The sequence below is a fragment of the Endozoicomonas sp. ALD068 genome (assembly GCF_049310145.1).
In the GTDB taxonomy this organism is placed as follows: Bacteria; Pseudomonadota; Gammaproteobacteria; order Pseudomonadales; family Endozoicomonadaceae; genus Endozoicomonas_A.
Genome location: NZ_JBLYNU010000004.1, coordinates 5817801 through 5836893, shown reverse-complemented (window position 1 = coordinate 5836893; position 19093 = coordinate 5817801). Strand labels below are relative to the sequence as shown.

Annotated in this window: 14 protein-coding genes; 2 read left to right on the top strand and 12 right to left on the bottom strand. The window is 48.6% G+C overall.

What is annotated here, in order from left to right:
- Window positions 1–80: 80 nt before the first annotated feature.
- Complete coding sequence (locus tag ACO6V5_RS21690) at window positions 81–1265, bottom strand: ATP phosphoribosyltransferase regulatory subunit (protein ID WP_422139162.1); 1185 nt, start codon at window positions 1263–1265, stop codon at window positions 81–83.
- A 116-nt stretch (window positions 1266–1381) separates the two neighbouring features.
- Complete coding sequence (locus ACO6V5_RS21685) at window positions 1382–1567, bottom strand: DUF2065 domain-containing protein (protein WP_317146501.1); 186 nt, start codon at window positions 1565–1567, stop codon at window positions 1382–1384.
- A gap of 671 nt (window positions 1568–2238) precedes the next feature.
- Here ACO6V5_RS21685 and ACO6V5_RS21680 point away from each other — a divergent pair.
- Complete coding sequence (locus tag ACO6V5_RS21680; RefSeq protein ID WP_422412072.1) at window positions 2239–5160, top strand: death domain-containing protein; 2922 nt, start codon at window positions 2239–2241, stop codon at window positions 5158–5160.
- Window positions 5161–5445: 285 nt separating this feature from the next.
- Here ACO6V5_RS21680 and ACO6V5_RS21675 read toward each other — a convergent pair whose 3' ends face one another.
- The 6 genes from ACO6V5_RS21675 to miaA form a co-directional block, all read right to left on the bottom strand.
- A complete protein-coding gene (locus tag ACO6V5_RS21675; protein ID WP_422135699.1) occupies window positions 5446–5709 on the bottom strand; it encodes a hypothetical protein in 264 nt (87 codons plus the stop codon).
- 399 nt (window positions 5710–6108) lie between these two features.
- Window positions 6109–6987, bottom strand: a complete 879-nt coding sequence (gene hflC, locus ACO6V5_RS21670; protein WP_422135700.1) for a protease modulator HflC — start codon at window positions 6985–6987, stop codon at window positions 6109–6111.
- On the bottom strand, window positions 6984–8162 hold the full coding sequence (gene hflK, locus ACO6V5_RS21665; protein ID WP_422135701.1) for an FtsH protease activity modulator HflK: 1179 nt from the start codon (window positions 8160–8162) through the stop codon (window positions 6984–6986). Before hflK ends, hflC begins: the two co-directional genes overlap by 4 nt.
- 531 nt (window positions 8163–8693) lie before the next feature.
- Window positions 8694–9983: a ribosome rescue GTPase HflX gene (hflX, locus tag ACO6V5_RS21660; RefSeq protein WP_422412069.1), complete on the bottom strand. Its 1290-nt coding sequence runs from the start codon at window positions 9981–9983 to the stop codon at window positions 8694–8696.
- A gap of 262 nt (window positions 9984–10245) precedes the next feature.
- Window positions 10246–10503 (bottom strand): RNA chaperone Hfq, encoded by a 258-nt coding sequence (gene hfq, locus ACO6V5_RS21655; protein WP_317144701.1) that lies wholly within the window; start codon window positions 10501–10503, stop codon window positions 10246–10248.
- A 306-nt stretch (window positions 10504–10809) separates the two neighbouring features.
- A complete protein-coding gene (gene miaA / locus ACO6V5_RS21650; RefSeq protein ID WP_422135703.1) occupies window positions 10810–11799 on the bottom strand; it encodes a tRNA (adenosine(37)-N6)-dimethylallyltransferase MiaA in 990 nt (329 codons plus the stop codon).
- 317 nt (window positions 11800–12116) lie between these two features.
- Here miaA and ACO6V5_RS21645 point away from each other — a divergent pair, with 317 nt between their 5' ends.
- Entirely contained in the window at window positions 12117–13952 is a 1836-nt protein-coding gene (locus ACO6V5_RS21645) for an autotransporter domain-containing protein (RefSeq protein WP_422135704.1), read from the top strand.
- A 210-nt stretch (window positions 13953–14162) separates the two neighbouring features.
- Here ACO6V5_RS21645 and mutL read toward each other — a convergent pair whose 3' ends face one another.
- From mutL to tsaE, 4 genes are all read right to left on the bottom strand, one after another.
- Window positions 14163–16103: a DNA mismatch repair endonuclease MutL gene (gene mutL, locus ACO6V5_RS21640; protein WP_422135705.1), complete on the bottom strand. Its 1941-nt coding sequence runs from the start codon at window positions 16101–16103 to the stop codon at window positions 14163–14165.
- A gap of 71 nt (window positions 16104–16174) precedes the next feature.
- Window positions 16175–17146 (bottom strand): hypothetical protein, encoded by a 972-nt coding sequence (locus ACO6V5_RS21635; protein ID WP_422412066.1) that lies wholly within the window; start codon window positions 17144–17146, stop codon window positions 16175–16177.
- A gap of 106 nt (window positions 17147–17252) precedes the next feature.
- Window positions 17253–18584 carry an N-acetylmuramoyl-L-alanine amidase gene (locus ACO6V5_RS21630; RefSeq protein ID WP_422412064.1) on the bottom strand — a complete coding sequence of 444 codons (1332 nt, stop codon included), beginning with the start codon at window positions 18582–18584 and terminating at the stop codon, window positions 17253–17255.
- Window positions 18569–19060 (bottom strand): tRNA (adenosine(37)-N6)-threonylcarbamoyltransferase complex ATPase subunit type 1 TsaE, encoded by a 492-nt coding sequence (gene tsaE, locus ACO6V5_RS21625; protein WP_422135708.1) that lies wholly within the window; start codon window positions 19058–19060, stop codon window positions 18569–18571. The genes ACO6V5_RS21630 and tsaE overlap by 16 nt, the downstream gene beginning before the upstream one ends.
- Between the last annotated feature and the right edge of the window lie 33 nt (window positions 19061–19093).

The following is a 19093-nucleotide window of genomic DNA, read 5'->3' as shown; positions in this document are numbered from 1 at the left end:
ACATTTTCTGAACCGACTCTCATGCATCTGTGACAGGCCGGAGAAGTTTAACTGAAATCAATTTCGATCAGACTTCCGGGTTATTCTACAACCCACTCTCCGTCACGGCAGACCAGCTGCCGGTCGCAACCCGTGCCTGCAGCGTCTGTCTCTTGTTCAGGCAGTTGGTAAACTACCCGTTGTCCCTGGCGACGCAGTTTCTTTACAACAGCAGGATCTGCAGCAACAGGGGCAAATATCGTCATTCGTTCGTCACTGGTATCCGTTTTCAGACCCGGAAGGCTCTTCAGCTCAATTAACGTCTTCAGGTCTGTACTGAAACCGGTAGCAGGGCGAGCTCTGCCAAAGATCCGCCCAATGCCGTCGTATCGGCCGCCTTTGGCGATCGCCTGTCCCTTTCCGGGAACATACGCAGCAAACACGACGCCTGTATGATAGTTATAACCGCGCAACTCACCCATATCGAGGTAGAGGTTAGCTGACGGGTAAAGCTCAGCGACCTTGCCGGCAATCACTTCCAGCTGGTCGAGCGCTTTGAAAACAGCCTCAGGCGCGTCCTTCAGTACCGCACGGGCATCATTGATGACACTGGCATGACCTGTCAGGGATGTCAGCGCTTTAAACATCTTTGCGGTGCCCGAACAGATTTGCCAGCTGGCCAGCAGTTCAGATACTTCACACACCGCTTTTCTTTGCAGAGCATCAAACAGTTTCTGCTCCTGCTGTTCACTCAGTCCGGCATACTCCACCAGTGAACGATAGATCCGCACATGACCCAGATCGAGGTTCACAGACTCAATACCGGTCGCTGCCAGTGTTTCCAGCATCAGGGAAATGACTTCAATATCACTCTCGACGCCGCCATGACCATAAAGTTCGGCACCCAGCTGAATGGGCGACCTTGTGGCTCCCAACGACGCTGAACGAGTGTGAAACACGCTGCTCGCGTAGCAAAGTCGAACCGGCCCTTTTGCTTTCAGGGTGTGGGCGTCAATTCTGGCAACAGCTGGCGTGGTATCCGCCCTTAACCCCATCGTTCTACCCGTGAGTTGATCTGTTACTTTAAACGTCTGCAACTCCAGATCGCGGCCCAGACCAGCTGTCAGTGACTCCATGAACTCCAGATGAGGAGGAATCACCAGCTCGTAGCCCCAGCAATCGAATAAATCCAGCATCTCACGACGAAGCATTTCTGCCTGACGTGCTCGTGGAGCAAGAATTTCCTCAATGCCATCTGGCAATAACCAGCGATCTGCGACGGTCATAACAGCCCTCTTTTTTTCGCTTTTACCACTGTGCCAGAAGTCTGTTGGACTAAAGGCTGTCCTGAGGCGGACAACTCAAGCCTGACAGGCTCCTGGAGCGATAAACTATTCCGCTTTTACGTGAGCATACTCAGAATTATGAGTCCTACCAACATGCTGCCAAAACCTGCCATGCGCAGCTGCCGGTTATCAATCTCTGACAACTTTGTGACCATATTGCGCCAGCGCTGGGGATACAAAAAAGGCAAGACGCCTTCCAGAACCAGCATCAGACTCAAGGCTATGCCCAGATGTTGCAACATATCCACAGGATGACTCCCCAAAGCTTTTAGTCCGGACAGGTCCACAAAAAAACCGGGCAGAACCCGGTTTGCGGTATCATACCACTGGCTGAAGCAGACTTCACGACCAGTAGTCGATAATTTATCAGTCTCTGATCAACCGGCAAGAGCAAAAGCACTGTTTCATTTCTTCATCGTCAGAGATCGCAACCCGCTTTTTGTGAGCCTGTCCGTTGGGAAGCGATCATCCGGATATAATGAAACTCAATCAAGGCCCTCACTCTACCGCTGATTCTGGATGGCGCATTGCCATTTTTGTATCCCCGACGCCGACAAATATGTTAACAAAATTGCCAATAATTGATAAACGACAGCTTTGAACGACAGGCTCTATCAGCAGACAGGACTCGCAACTACAACTGTACCTGCGCAAGAGAAGCATAATCAGTCGCCTGCGATCAGAATAGATCGCCTCTGTATCTTTTCTTCATTCCCAAAATTCTTAAGCCATGAAACAGGATAGCTTCGATTTTGAAAAACACAAAAAACGTGAAATTACCGTTTATGTCTTCCCGTGCAATTCTTCTGAGCTGGCACGTTGAACATGAACAGATGGGAGATAAATAATACAGCTTCAGATTTAGGGTCTATTGTTATGCCTCAACAATAAAAATCTATGGGCAAATTCAATTATGAAAGTAAAAAGATTTCTCACTATGGCTCGCCTGTTTCTGTTATTCGCTCTGTCGGTCATTTTGCCGGTCTCCGGTCATAGTTCTGCTGTTTCCGATCTATTGAGCTGGGCGGGATGGGGGGACTCCTTCAAATCCCCGAAGACAACAGAATTTATTAATAAAATGTCGTTTATAGAGAACAATCCGTCTCTTCACCTTGTTTACGATCTTAAAACTGCTGATGATAAAGGCAAGACAATTGAACTGGAAAAAAATCAGCTTTATATCCGCCTGAATAGCAAAGCAGGCGATATCTTTCATTTTTGTTTCAGAACCCCTCCCTCGTTATCCGCAGGAAATTTTCCCTCCCCACCAGTAATTACAGAGGCTTTAACAGGGCAGGGTATGCCTGATATTCAGGCCGGAGGAATGAGAGTGGTCGAACTGACACCAGACAGTGGTGGCTGGCAACATGAATATTTAGCCAGATGGCGTTTACCGGCTGGTAAAGCCTCGTTGGTCCTGTCGGTTCAAGACAATAATGCATGGCGTATACAACCAGAGTGTAGTGGTATTTTTTCACAAAGCACCGGTCTACCGTCACCTTCCGGTGGCAACACTTCTGGTAACAATACTTCCGACAATAAAAAGCTATCATTTGTCGATATTTTTTTCCGTAACCCCCAGGTTCCGGAAAACGGGTTCAATAATCCTGACGATACCAGCCGTTTCAATGGGCCTTCTGTAGTACCTCAAACCCCTGAGACCGCAGATAACAGCGAGCTATACACAAACTCCGGCGGTGGCGGTTTTGGTGGCGGCGATGATTCAGACGATTTATTTAAAAAAAGGCCGGGAGGTGGTATGGCTCCCCTTTACTCTTTTGAACTGATGAGTGAACTGGTCAGTAGAATGGTCCTGGTGCGTCTCCCCGACACTAACGGTCAGGCTGTTAAGAAACGAGTTTGGGATACCCGGATTGTTCTCAAAATCAAGCGTGGCTGGAATGAGCAGACCATCCTTATTTCACAACATCTGTGGAATAAGATAAAGGGTGCAAACCTTGAGCGGAATCCGCGACTTTTTATGGCATTGCTCAGGAATCCGGATAATCCGGAAGCAGCATTTGATCATTACCAGAGCAACAACCCGGAACAGACAGAAGACTATCGTGTTTATACAGAACAAGAGTTCATTTTAAGCCCTAAGCAATTAATTAGTGTTTCAGTATTTCCGGGCAGCTGTCCAACGGGGATAAGTTGCCCGAAAGGTACTGAAACCGCTGCAAAAGATGCCAGAGTTGATCTGAAACCTCCCTCCTACAGGCAATCTCAGGAGGCCTACAGTCATCATAATCGACGCCTCTTCGGTGAAAGCGGAAATGGGGAAGACGATGGTTCCGGCGGGGCACCCAACAACGTGTATTGCCAAAATTGTCAGAGACAAAAACCTGTAGTCTTTAACAATATGTGCTTCGACTGCGCTAATGCTGGCATGGTTGCATTTGAGCGGGGTCTCAGCGAACCGCCTCCTATTGTAACAAGTAAGGAAATACCGGTAGCCGTGGCAGAGTGGGTTGATACCTCAGCGATCAGACTAACACGATGGCTCGGTGAACTGGTCTATGAAAGACGAGAGTCGGATATTTTTCACTCCAGCCATTTCTACAAAAAGTATGAACTTTATAACCTTCTAACTGAAAATATTTTACAGCATAAAGAGACTCTGGAAAAATTTCACAAGTACTGGGTTAAATTTTCCAGAGGTTCGATATCTGCTGGTAACTTGATTCTACAGGTCGGTGTACTGGCCAAGAATCATGGAATCGACAAGCATGTTGAAATAGCAAGAATTGTTAAGACACTGGCCCGTCACCGGGACATATTTGAGACCCAGGCCTTTTTGGATCAATTCACAGAAAACAAATTAGCCAGTGAGCTTATAGGCAATCATCTTGCGACATATAACGAGTTATATAATCTCGTATATTCACAAGTAGATAGCCAAAAGAAAAAAGAATTAATGAATTTTATTTATCAAGTATTTAAACAAACCAGTGATTTACTGGCAGAGAAAACGGTTCCTTCGAACTATGACACATTCAGATATTTAGGCGAGTTATCCAGAGAACTGTTTAAGGATTATAGTTTTGGCTTTCCGAATTATAGGGATGGTCAGCTAGATATTATCCCCTGGGGTTTTGGACAACACGCCTTTATTACTCCATCTAACATACATAAATTAGAAAGGAATTTGCAATCTCAAGCACTTTATGGCCTTGGATTTTATATTTCTGACAATAATCCATCCACACCTGAACAAGTTATGGCTGTATTCACCGGCTTGGCTATTTTAAGCACAACACTCACGGAATGTGGCGGGTTCATCCACAAACTTACTCAGGATCAACGTCAGCTTTTCCTTTATTTTGCCAAGACTGCCAGAAAAGAACTTATTAATTTACTGAACTCAACCAGTTCAGAGCAAAAAAATGCGTTCTTAAACAGTATGTTTTTCGTCTTTGGCGAGATTCCCAGAGAATTGGCTGATGAACTGGCTCAGGAACAGTCATCCACACCTGTCAGTGGAGCGCATGCTGCTATGCAAACAGCGGCAGAACCCCAGCGTGAGCAAACAACAGGATACACTCTGGACTCACCTTTACCAGAACAAGTATTCGTAGACTATGGTTACTTGATAGGTACTAAATGGAAAATGTTTGCCAGACGTACGGAAGCAGGTTTTAGAGAACCCCAATTAGAGGCTATAGATCATGATAACAGACAACTTTTTGAAAAGGTGATGGCAATGCTGCACCAATGGAAGCGAGGCTCTCGTCGACCTGTTACCTTTAGAGACTTCCTAGGTACCCTTAAAAAAATAGACCGAAATGATATTAGAAGCTCAATAGAGCAAAGATATAATCTTCCTCAAATATAGAGTTTTTAAAATAGCTCCGCTATTTAACTCATATTCAGCTAAAACAACCATCTCATTATCGTATGACAAGAGATGGTTGTTGTGCTTTCGTCTAACCACCTAATGTTCTTTCAGGAACTTTCCTCACAGACAGTTTTCTGGACAGTATGCGAGCGCCAAAATATCTACCACAATTCTGCTAACTTCCTATTCCTCTGTAGCGGACGATTTCGAGACAAAGCTTGGTATGAAAGGGTGAATAGGTGACCGATAGCAAGTATTCTGCAAGCCTATTACCTCAAGCAGTCAGCTTTCGTGCAACGCACCCATTGACTGGCAAAGATGGTGACCAAAGGAAACTGGGTTGTCTGTCTGGATCACACCAACTGAGACTTTGGTCAGTTCAAAATCAACATCATGATGGTCGCTAAGTAGGAGTTCGACATTCTCGCGAAGGAAGTCGTCATTCCCGCGAGGGAGGCTGTTGCAAAACTCTGGTTCGCGTGCTGCAGCGTGGGAACCGATACCCATCTCGCGCTGCAGAGTCAGCTTTTCAGGGGAGGTATGCATTCCCACGCAGAGCTTGTTGGGCTTTTGCGACAGCCTCAGAGCTTGGGAACGAGTTGTTAGAGTTTTGCGACGGCCCCCTTCGCGGGAATGACGGGAGTGAAGCCGGGAATCATTCAGCTTGAGTTAATAAGCTTGCAGCTATATCTGCTGGCGAGTAGCCACTCACCCTTTTAATCAGGATTCCTTACAAAACTGCCCCCTACAGAGCTTCTATTCGTAGCCTGTTTCGCTGTGCAGGATAAGAGGGGATCCCTCACCCCGTGAAGAAGCCGAAGGCAATAGGCAGGCTATGGGCCGAGGTTGCAACATACTCACAGGTCTCTGGTCAGCCATCAAGGGCAGAGGCACTGCTTCAGTTCATCCGAACTTCCGCAATGCCCTGCCCGGCAAACTGTCCGCTTACTTTTTGCTACCTGAGTGACTGTTCAGATAGTTGAAGAAATCATTATCCGGTTCCAGCAACAGGATGTCGCCTTTACTGTCAAAGGACTCTTTATAAGCCTGAAGGCTACGATAGAATGCGTAAAATTCAGGGTCCTGACGGTAAGCCCCGGCATAAACTTCTGCCGCCTTGGCATCGCCATCACCTCGAACAATCTCTGCGTCCTTGTAGGCATCTGCCTGAATAACGCGCTGTTCCCGGTCCGCATTAGCACGGATACCTTCAGCCATTTCCTGACCTTTGGAGCGGTATTCCTGAGCCTCTTTCTCACGCTCGGAAGACATACGTTCGAAGACCGAGTCACTGACCTGAGGTGGCAGGTCTACTTTTTTAACCCGGACATCCACAACAGTCACACCCAGCTCTTCTCTGGCCACTTTATCCAGGTTGCTGGTGATATCATTCATCAGCTTGTCACGCTGACCGGATACCACTTCATTCAGTGTCAAACCACCAAACTTGTTACGCATTCTGGATTCAGCACGCTGGGAAAGCAGCGTGTTGGCACGATAAATGTCACCGGCTGTCGCCTTGTAGAACTTGGCGACATCCGCTATTCGCCACTTGATGTAAGAGTCTACAATAACCGCTTTCTGTTCCAGTGTCAGAAAACGTTCTGATGGCACTTCGAGGTGTTGCAGACGGGCATCGAAAATACGCACGTTGTCTACAAACGGGAATTTCAAATGCAGACCCGGTTTCAGGTTAGGGTTCACCAGCTGACCAAAACGCAGTTGCACTGCACGCTCACGCTCGCTGATGACAAAGAGACAACTCCAGGCCAGAACCAGGATGACCAGACCAGCGATCAGAGCTGTAAAACCTTTCTGACTCATCGACCAACCCTCCCACTGCTTCGTGCACTGTTCACTCGCTTGCTCAACTCCTCTGCAACGCGATTACTGATGTCAGTCAAATCCTGACTGCTCAGCTCAGCTGGCTGGGCTGGCATGGATGACTTGCCCTGGGTCAATTTATCCAGTGGCAGGTAGATCATATTGTTGCCACCCTTGACGTCCACCAGCACCTTGCTGGTACCCTTCAGGACCTCTTCAACGGTTTCGATGTAGAGACGCTCACGTGTCACTTCAGGTGCACGCTTGTACTCTGTCAACAGCTTGGAGAAACGATCTGATTCACCTTCAGCCCTGGCAATGACTTCATCACGGTAAGCATTAGCTTCCTCAATGGTCCGCTGAGCCTTACCACGCGCTTCAGGGATAATCTTGTTCGCGTAAGCTTCCGCCTTGTTCTTGGCACGTTGCTCGTCTTCCCGTGCACGAATTACGTCATCAAAAGCAGCCTGAACTTCTTTTGGAGGCTGGGCACTTTCAATGTTGACCTTACCGATGCGCAGACCCGTCCCATAGTTTTCCTGGTATTCCTGCAAACGGGCACGAACTTCCTGCCCCAGAACTTCACGTCCCTGGGTCAGTACCTGGTACATCTCGGAGCTGCCGACCACATGACGCAGCGCACTCTGGGTGGCCTGCTCAAGACTCATCAGAGGCTTGGCAACATTCAGAACATAATTTTTAACGTCTTCAATGTTGTATTGGACAGACATGGAGACTTCAACAATGTTTTCGTCTTCAGTCAGCATCTGCTGTCTCAGGTTATAGGTACGGAGTTCGGTCACCTTTTCCAGAAACTTGCTTTCAAAGGGCGGGAAGTATATGTGAAGACCCGGACCAACGGTCTCGGTATATACCCCAAAGCGCAGAATAACGGCGCGCTCTTTTTCATCGACGGTGTAAATTGCGTTCCAGAGGTAGGCAACAATTGCCAAAACAATGATTCCGATAAACATTCCTGAGGAGGAACCGGAATTACTGCTCCCTTTACCTGAACCACCTCCACTCTTGCCACCACCAAACATTGAGTTCAGTTTGTCCTGCAGTTTGCGGAATGCTTCATCCAGATCAGGTGGTCCCTGATTTTTGCCACCACCCTTATTATTTCCACTACCCCATGGATCCTGGCTGTTTCCACCCGGCTCGTTCCAGGCCATATATGTCTCCGTAGAGTCAGTAACGAATTCTTTGCCCAGCTGGTGCGTCAGGACTTGCATCGTCCAAACTGGCTCTGTGAGCAAACTATTTCGCTGTAAAGCTGACCTTTGTCGCAACGACAGGGTAACTCTCTTTACAGCAGTGCGTAAAATCCATAAGGCGATCGGCCTGACAGATATGTGAACCTGACCTTGCCCGGACAGGCATGGCGTCTTTCCGGTCGTGTGAACCAAAGGCTTGACTGAAACAGTGAACATTCAGCAAATCCGGATACCACAACTTTCGGCGACAGACCAAGGCTGATTGTGTCGCTCCGGGAGCCCATCGGACCAAAACTTTTGAGTACGAAACCGCCCTGAGTCACAAAGTCCTCCAGGAGCCTGTCCGACTTAAGCAACCCCAGTAGGACAGTCTTAAGTCCATCAGGCTCCTAGGCCAGATTGTAGAGTTTGGAGAGCAGGAAGTGCAAGCTCATATTAGTAATCGCCGCAACTTCCTGACACCTTGCTGACTATTCATTAACAATAATCCTACCCTTCAATCAGACAACCTGTCTGTAAACCTTCCTGTTTTGCCACCCGTTCGAAGTCACTTCTTGGCATGCGGATATTCAGCAACAGTTCACCTTTGTCAGAATACTCTTCTGTCTGGATAGCACCCATTTGGTACAAGCGTGCCCTCACTTTTCCCTGATTGGCCTGAAGCATCAGACGCCCCTGAATCATATCATTGCCCAGCAATTCGGTGATGGCCTGACCGATTAACTCCAGACCTGCACCGTCTTTTGCACAGACCCAGACTCTTTCAGGTTGTCCATTATCATCACGCTGGATTTTTGGCGCCACCTCAGCCAGCAGATCAATCTTGTTATAAATCTGAAGAATGGGTAGTTCATTGGCATCAATTTCTTTCAGAACTTCATGCACTTCCCTGATATTTTCCAGACGCTCCGGATCATGGGCATCGATCACGTGCAACAGCAAATCTGCCTGACGGGTTTCCTCCAGTGTCGCCCGAAAGGCTTCCACCAGTTTATGAGGCAGGTGTCGAATAAATCCAACCGTATCTGCCAGGATCACCGGCCCCAGATCAGCAAGATCCAGCCTTCTCAACGTTGGGTCCAGTGTTGCGAACAACTGATCCTGTGCATAAACGTCTGACTGAGTCATGCTATTAAATAATGTCGACTTGCCCGCATTGGTATAACCTACCAGAGAGACCTGCGGCACTTCTGCCCTCTTTCGGGAACGCCGTCCCTGGTCACGCTGTTTACGAACTTTTTCCAAACGACGGGTGATGCTTTTGATTCTTGCCCTGAGCAATCTGCGGTCGGTCTCCAGCTGGGTCTCACCCGGCCCCCGCAGACCAATCCCCCCTTTCTGTCTTTCAAGGTGAGTCCAGCCGCGGATTAAGCGGGTACTCATATATTCAAGCTGAGCCAATTCAACCTGCAGCTTACCCTCAAAGGTTCTGGCACGCAGGGCAAAAATATCCAGTATCAGTCCGGTGCGGTCAATGACACGGCATTCCAGTTCTTTTTCAAGGTTTCTGGCCTGACTGGGTGACAGGGCATGGTTAAACAGAACGACTTCGGCTTTGTGCTGAAGCACAGATTGACGGATTTCTTCAACTTTACCGGGACCGACAAAATAGCGGGGAGAAGGAGACCGGACATTCACTGTGATAAAAGCAAGGGTTTCAACACCTGCAGAACGAACCAGCTCCATGAATTCCTGCGGATCTTCCCGTTCCTTGTCTTCACTCATATCCGGATGAACAAGGATTGCACTTTCACCACCTTCATGGCGCTCAAAAAACAAACAAAACTCCTGAAATTATTTTCTTTCGATAGGGGTTATTAACCATTCATTAACAGAACAGGAAATATTGAGACGGTCTGAATTGACCATTAAAACAGACTGCCAGCCCCAATAGTATACTGCCCGGTTATTTTTCTACACAGCTGTTTTTTCCATAAAACAATTTTCATGCTTAAAATGTTTCAATCGTACACGACCTGTTTATGAAACTCATAAACGTCAAAAGGCGCTATAAAAGCGCCTTTTAATCAATCAGCAAAACTTATTCTTGCTCGTCGTGCTCGCCCATACCTTCCTGACCCTGCATTGGCAGTCGAACCGGGCGGCTTGGCACTACAGTTGATACTGCGTGCTTGTAAACCATCTGGCTAACGGTGTTTTTCAGAAGGATTACAAACTGATCGAAAGACTCGATCTGTCCCTGGAGTTTAATGCCGTTTACCAAATAAATAGAAACCGGCACGCGCTCTTTACGCAGCACATTAAGGTAAGGGTCTTGTAGAGAATGCCCTTTTGACATTTCTGTACTCCTTATTAATTCTCGGGTTTTGAATAGCCATTGTTCACTTCTAGTTGGGCTATTCGCTCGACCGGCAGTGCCAGTACCTGATTGTTCAATCTGTGTACAGCCCAGAAATTTAGCTGGGCAACAGTAAGCGATGCCCCACACTGCCATCAATAGGTAATACTAGCTACTCATACCGGACCTGCAGAAACTATTGCAGGTGCTCACGTACCAGCCTTTTCCAATGCACTTTGTTAATGCTTTAACCAATACAAAGCTGAGGTCAGGAGACTTGTACAGAAATCACTTTCTTATTATTCCTTATTTAAGGACGGGCTTCAGCCATTTCAAGGCATCTTCCAACCGGTTTTTCGACAAACTGTCCAGCCAATGAATATCAGGCCAGCTTCTGAGCCAGGTCAACTGTCGCTTGGCCAGTTGTCGGGTAGCGATTATCCCTTTTTCCAGCATGGTGGAATAGTCCATCTCTCCTTGAAGATACCCCCAAACCTGACGATAACCAACCGCCCTGATAGAAGGCAGGGAAATATCCAGGTCTCCCCGCTCGTATAAAGCCCTGACTTCATCCACAAAATGGTGCTCCAGCATAAGTTTGAAGCGGGTTTCAATGCGCTGATGGAGCACTGATCGATCCCCGGGAGCAATGGCCAGATTCACCAGATTATAAGGCAGTCGACTGGTTGCCTGCTCCTGATGCCAACGGGAAATCACCTTGCCTGTGGCATAATAGACCTCCAGAGCTCTTTGCAGACGCTGAGTATCCGTCGGTTTAATACGAAGAGCGGCTACAGGATCAACTGTCTGAAGCTCGTCATGGAGCGCCTGCCAGCCCTCAGACTCAGCCCTTCTCATCAACGCTTCCCTGATCCCGGCATCTGCCGCTGGCAAAGTTGCCAGACCGTCTCGAAGCGCCTTGAAATAGAGCATGGTACCTCCCACAAGGAGAGGTATGTTTCCCTTATTAGTAATTTCCGTCATTTCCCTGAGAGCATCCTCACGGAAGTCAGCTGCAGAATATGGCTCGGAAGGGTCCCGGATATCAATCAACCGATGAGGAGCCCTTGCCAGTTCCTGTGCAGAGGGCTTGGCCGTTCCTATATCCATGCCTCTGTAGACCAGTGCCGAATCAACACTGATCAACTCACAGGGCAGTCTCTCCGCCAGCTGGATAGCCAGATCCGTTTTGCCCGATGCAGTGGGCCCCATCAGAAAAATAGCCGGTGGCTGTATTTCTTCAGAAGAAAGAGTCTGTGGCTGTTTTTCTTCAAAAGAAAGCGGTTCGGATGCCATAAACAGAAAAATAATGCGTTATCAGAAAAAACGGGGAGCTGAGTGTACCCGAAGCCTTCCCATGATCAAAAGCTTTGGACTGAAAACTTACCAAAGAGTTCCGCAAGTCTAAGCGAAGATGTTAAAAATTTTTTTACCAATTGTTGCTGCCACACCAAGGTAGTCTATTCTCGGACAGGCTACTCAATTTTTTTTGGAACACACAAACAATGGAATGACTGACACAAACTGATCAGAAACACGGGTTTATCATGAAAGCAGTCCCCTTTTTATCACCCTCTTACCGAAAAGTACTCTCAGTAGCAGCCTTTTCCTTAATGCTATCCCCTGTAAAAGCTAATGAAATTTATAGTCAGTTTTATAGTTTTGGAGACAGTATTTCAGATACCGGCAATCTGAAAGTCCCTTATGCCGGACGGTTGGTTCCATTAAAGTTCTCAGACAACACTTTATACAACCAGAATATTGCCGGCACAATGGGGTTTGATTTTCGCCCCTCTATGGATGGCGGCAATAATTTTTCCGTGAGTGGCAACTCCAGTGAGGAAATCCTTTTATCCGTCACGTCAGATACCCCCTATGTGCCTTTAAATCTGGATTTTTTCAAGAACCAGACGCAAGACAGTTTCTTCATGAGAAGCCATGGACAGGCAGATAAAAAAGCCATGTACATGATTCTGGGCGGTAGCAATGATGTTGAATTCGTGACAAACAACTTACGAACTCCCCTGAAAGCCGCTCAGGACCTTGTAGGCACTGCCAATGCACTCCATAGCTATGGCGCTCGTTATATCATTATGCTCAATGTTCCCAACCTTGGAGAAACGCCGGGAGGAGAACATTTGCTGGCTGGTACGCGTGATCAACTCAGAATGGTCAGCAAATCGATTGATGATGCCGTCCTCACAGAACTCCAGAAGTCCACTGCCAATATCTTCTATCTGAATTTGTATGGTCTGGTGAAAGAGGTATCCGATAACCCGGCAGCCTTTGGTTTTGTTGATCTTTCCCCTGAAAACGCAGACATCACCTGTATGGTTGCAGGCGTTCCCACAGGCGTACCCTGCGAAAAGCCCGATCCCGCTACAGTTATGGGCGGAGACGATAGAGATCGCATCATCACCGGGGTTGCACAGAAGTCCATATTCTGGGATGGCCTGCACCCCAGCAGCGCTATGCACAAAATAGGGAGCGATTACATTTTGTCAGCCATCAGGGCGGCTACCGAAGTCGGCAGCCTGCCAAGAATCGCAGACTCTCATTCAACCACATTGGACAGCAGTATTTTTAATGAGCTGGCACTGCATCGCTGGAAAGACGCAGAGCCGGGTACCCTGTCATTCTTTGGTGGCGGAGCCGGCGCAGAAAGCCAGATTTATGACGCTGTTGCCAGGAAAGCCAATGACAATAAGGGTTTCGTAATCCATGCAGGCCTACACTACCAACTGACAGAAGAATTCAAGCTGGGTGTCGCCTTACAGGGCGCTGAAACACACTACAAACCTGAGCAGTCCGACTATAAAACCAACAGTATTGGTGGCAGCCTTTTTACCAGTTATCAGGGGGAAAGGTTTTTTTCCAATACGGCATTGAACTATCTTGACCTCGATTACGACAACAAGCGTGGTTTCCATCTGGGTGCCTTGACACGCAAAGAAAGCAGCTCCAGCTCGGGCAAACTCTATGGTTTAACCATGGACGCAGGCTATGCACTATACGACAATGGACGGCTAAAGGTAGGCCCTATTGTTTCCGCCAGCTATCATAAATCATCGGTCGACGGTTTTACCGAGTCCGAAAATAACTTGTCCTCTATGGTATTCGGTGATCAGGAGCTGGATTTCAAAAATGCCGCAGCAGGTGTTTTTCTGGATGCGATAAACGACAAAACACGTCTTGGTATTCAGATTGACTACAACAAGGATCTCAATGATGACGACTTGAGAACCATTCAACTGCGACAGAAATTAACTCCCCGGATGGCCTATTTACCCGCTGATATCAGTAGCAAAGATGCCTGGCGAATGAAGTTAAGAGTAGGGCACAGCCTGACAAACGACGTGGAAGTTTACGGCAGCTACCAGTTCAGCAAGGCTGATGACCATCAGACCGATTATCAGGCCTTGCAACTGGGTATTTCCTGGTCGATCTAGTGCGTCTGAGCCTTATATCGTTAACTTACTCACATTCCGCCACCCCTCGAAAGCAGGAGTACAACGAATGTTGGATTCCCGCTTCTGAGGCTGTCGCAAGACCTCTGGTTCCCATGCTTTCAGGCCCTGTGGGTCCCAGCGTGGGAACGAATTGTTAGCGTTTTGCGACACGCTCTTATTCGGGAATGACGGCTGTGTGAGTATCGGCTCCTAACGCCCTCGTAAAAACAGTTTGTCCAACTGATCCAGTGTTAATAACGTCCAGGTGGGTCGTCCGTGATTACACTGTCCACTGCGTTCCGTCTGCTCCATATCCCTGAGCAGAGCGTTCATTTCTTCGATGGAAAGACGACGGTTAGCTCTTACCGAACCATGGCAGGCCATGGTGGCCAGCACTTCATTCATCTGACTTTCCACACGATCACTGTCACCGTGCTGCATCAGATCTGACAAAACATCACGAACCAGCTTTTCAACATCAGCGTTGTGAAGCATGACCGGCACTTGTCGAACCAGGAGCGTTTCCGGCCCCATTCGCTCAAGTGTTAATCCAAGCTTTTTGAAGTACTCATAATTCTCTTCTGCACAGGTCGCCTCACGATCGCTGACAGCTATTGATTTTGGCACCAGCAGGGGCTGGGCTTTAATACCATCGGCATGCCAGGAAACTTTCATCCGCTCGTAAGTAATGCGCTCGTGAGCAGCGTGCATGTCCACCAGAATCATCCCCTGCTCGTTCTCAGAGAGAATATAAATACCTTTCAGCTGCGCTATGGCAAAACCCAAGGGGGGTATATCTGCTGTCTGCTCTGGCAGATTAACAGATGCAGGCTGAGCAGCTGGCGCATCATTGACGGCCAGTGGCTGACTTTCCTGGACAGAGCTTCGCTCAGTGGCACCAGAAGCATAGAGTTCACTGTAGACCTGAATCTGCTTCTGAATCTGATCTGGCTGAGGTGTTTCTCTTGCCTGTCTTGCACCTGCCGATGCTGATGGCTGCCCGGAAGACGCACCATAAGAATGGGAAGCGGTTGCTGGAGCTGGCGACAGCGGCATACTTTCCTGACTTTTGAACTCGCCACCTTCAACACCTGAAGCCCGGGCCTGGGGTTGTGAAGAGAGAGCGGCTGGTGGCAACTGATCTTCTGGAGACACCTCTCCCAGAGCACGATGCAGGGTACTGAACAGAAAATTATGGACGGTTCGACCATCCCTGAATCGAACCTCATGCTTGGTGGGGTGAACGTTGACATCCACCAGCGCCGGATCAAGCTCAAGATACAAGACAAAGGTTGGATGCCTGCCGCCATAGAGAACATCGCGATAGGCCTGACGAACAGCGTGTGCGACCAGTTTATCCCTGATCACCCGGCCATTGACGAAGAAGTATTGAAGATCAGCACTGGAACGGGAAAACGTTGGCAATCCTACCCAGCCCCAAAGCTTGAGCCCGGAAACATTAACATCAACAATCACCGAGTTTTCAATAAACTTCGGACCACACAGGGAAGCCACCCGGCGATCTTTCTCAGCCTGAGTGTTACAGGGTCTTAGCTGATGAATACTGCGCTGGTTATGTCTGAGACCAAACCCAACATCAAACCGGGACAGGGCCAGACGCTTCACGACTTCTTCAAGATGGGAAAACTCGGTTTTTTCCGTGCGCAGGAATTTACGCCTTGCAGGGGTATTAAAAAACAGATCCTTGACTTCAATCGTCGTACCCACGGGGTGAGGTGCCGGATTAACAATAGCCTCCATGTCACGCCCTTCGGTACGAACCTGCCAGCCAGACTCCTGACCATCAACATGTGACGTTAATGTTAAGCGTGAAACCGAGCTGACCGAAGCAAGGGCTTCACCACGAAAGCCCAGAGTCCCGACACCTTCCAGATCTTCCAGTTCAGAAATCTTGCTGGTGGCGTGTCGCGACAGAGCCAGTGCCAGATCATCTTTGGCAATGCCATGTCCGTCATCACGAATACGGATCAATTTGACACCACCATTTTCTACCTCGACATTCACTCGTTTGGCACCGGCATCAAGACTGTTTTCCAACAGTTCTTTAACAACCGATGCGGGACGTTCAACCACCTCACCGGCAGCAATCTGGTTAGCAAGTCGGGTATCGAGTAAACGAATAGGTTTCATAAAAGGCAGGTCAGTCAGTCCGGTTTTATTGCCAGAAAGACTATCAGCCTCTATCGACTTTTGCCAAGTCGTTAGAAGAGACTGGATAATAAAGCTGGCATCCAGCTCAAGGTAAAGTCCGTCAACGCAGGCATGGCATTCTGGTCGTAGTACAACGCAGCCATCTCATCCCTGAAATCCTTGAGTCGCCAGAGTGTCAGCATGGCCGGTACAATCCGGTAGCCCGGAATGGTGTACCCCAACAGAGTCAGTACTGGCAGTGATGGACTGGTAGAACCACAAACCTTTGACAGCTGAAGCATACGACGTCCTATGTTTTCACTGACTTCATAATGAACCTGACCTTTCAGGATATTCTTAAGCCCTGTCTGAAGCTTCTCTATTTTCTCCTTTGAGACGACAAGGGTTGCGGCCCCCTTAATGGTTTTGCCTGCGGGGGAGGCAATACCGACAACTTTGACCAGAAACTCCCAGACTTTATTTTCAAGCTCTTCTGCGGGCAGACCGGTCAGCACATCAATCACCGGAGTTTCTTTCGGCTCTCTTTGTTCTGTTGTCTGCTCTGCCGGGGTTTCCGTCTCTTCTGCCAAACTGCCCTGTTGTTTCTGAGCTTCAGGTTCCTTTTGTATTTCTTTCTGCTTCCAGACCTGCTCAGGTACTAATAAACGCGGCCTTAAAACCAAGTGATGTTCAGACATGACAGAAACAGGCCGGGCTGAAGATGGGACAGCCAGTCCAGATATGATCCTGAGGGCTGAATCTATCTCAGGGTACTCTGAAATCACCTCATAGGATTGCAGTAAATCTGACAGATCGTCTTCAGGCTCTTCAAGGTCAGGGGAAGAAAGCGTCAGACTTTCAAACTGTGCAATGGTCCGGCTATCGAGCCTGGTGAAGGTATCGCTGAAAATCCGATGTCCGGACCGGTTGACCCGGTTATTCTCATTGAGAGGGTTGTCCTGACAACCATAAGCCGACAGCTCATCGGTTGATGCCTGATTCAGATGGGTGGGTAATAAGTTAACTGAAGCCCTCAGATGCATAACCGGATCCTCCCTGGATTTTCCACACAATGGCACTTTACAGGAAAAAACCCGGGAACAGACTGACCAGCCTGTCAGCATTACTGACGGTATCTTCAGGTGTCTTTTAGTTGGGAATCACCAACATCTGTCCGGTTCTGATCCTGTCTGACCGGCTGATATTATTGGCTGTTTTCAAAGAGCTCAGACTGATATCAAAGCGACTGGCAATCTCTGACAGGGTATCACCGGCCTGGATCACATACTGGTCTGGACGAGTCTCTATTTTACCCTCAGTCTTGAGCCTGGAGATCAGAGTACCGGGCGGTGGCTTCTCAACAAAGTAGCCTTTCACGCCTTTGAATATCTGTCGGGCCATAGCACGTTGATGACTTCGGGTTTTCAGTTTACGCCCTTCTTTGGGATTGGAGATAAAGCCTGTTTCCACCAGAATAGAGGGAATATCGGGAGACTTCAGAACAGCAAAAGCAGCTTGCTCCACCTGTTCTTTATGCAGCCTGTTGATCGTACCGATATTCTTCAGCACCCTGTCACCGACTTCCAGACTCGAAGACAGTGTTGAGGTCATGGACAAATCCAACAAAACACCCGCCAGAATATCGTCTTTGTCACTCAGGGATATGCCCCCTTCACCGCCAATCAGATCTGACGAGTTTGCTCTGTGAGCCAGCCAGCGGGCAGTCTCTGATGTTGCTCCCCCCCTGGACAGGGCATACACCGAGGCGCCATTCGCACGGGGGTCCGTAAAAGCGTCGGCATGAATGGAAATGAACAGATCAGCTCCTGCTTTACGAGCAATAGCGGCACGTTCACGCAGGGGGATATAGTAGTCTCCGGTTCTTACCAGAACAGGCTTGAAGCCGGGTTCTTTGTTCAACAGAGCGGCGAGGTCTTTGGAAATGTTCAGCGTGACGACCTTTTCATGCCCTCCTCCATAGGCCAGTGCGCCCGGATCTTCGCCACCGTGGCCGGCATCAATCGCCACAACAATATCTCTTTTGGAGGATGTTTTAATGGGCTCTTTGACCGGTTCTGCTGTTTTTGTCCGATCATCAAAGAGATCTACCACCAGACGATAGCCGTATGTGGCATTGGGTTTAAGCAGGAAGCTTTTACTGGTGACCTTATTTCTCAGATCCAGAACAATCCGCAAATCTTTCTTGTTTCGAACCCCATAACGAATCTTGCTGATAGGGGTCGAGCCAAGACGGGGATTGACTGAACTTTTAGGCTTCCGGGTGCCACGAATATCCAGCACCAGTCTTCGAGGGTTGTCCAGAAAAAATTGCGAGTGAGCCACTTCACTGGAGACATCAAATACCAGACGGGTCTTATCAGGCGATCGCCAGACACGGACATCGTCAACCTGGGCTGCAAACAATGGCAGAGGCAATAGCAACAGAGCAGCAAAAAAGAACTTCCTTATCCTCGACGACATTCTCCCTCCTGCCGTCCCTGCAGTTTTCTCAACATACCCAGCCCACGTTCGGTTCCCGCTTTGATGAGAGCCTTGCGTCCGGGCAGGTTGTAATCCAGTTGTACTTCCAGATCGGCATCCGGCAGAGCTCCCTCACCTTTGCAGGGCCACTCGATCAGACACAGACAGTCTTCTTCAAAATAATCCCGCCCCCCGATGAACTCAAGCTCTTCAGGATCAGCCAGTCGATAAAGGTCAAAATGATAGACCTGCTGACCGTCAACTGAGTAGGGCTCCACCAGGGTATAAGTCGGGCTTTTCACCGCCCCCTGATGACCAAGGCTATGCAGAATACCCCGGCATAAAGTGGTCTTTCCGGCTCCCAGGTTTCCGACCAGATAAATGACGGCATGACCACTGCTTACTTCAGCCAGCTTGTTGCCAAGCTGAACCATTTCCTGCTCATTATCAATCAGCAGCTCAATCCTGCCTTCCATACACTCACTATTATCTTTACGGGAACGGGTATG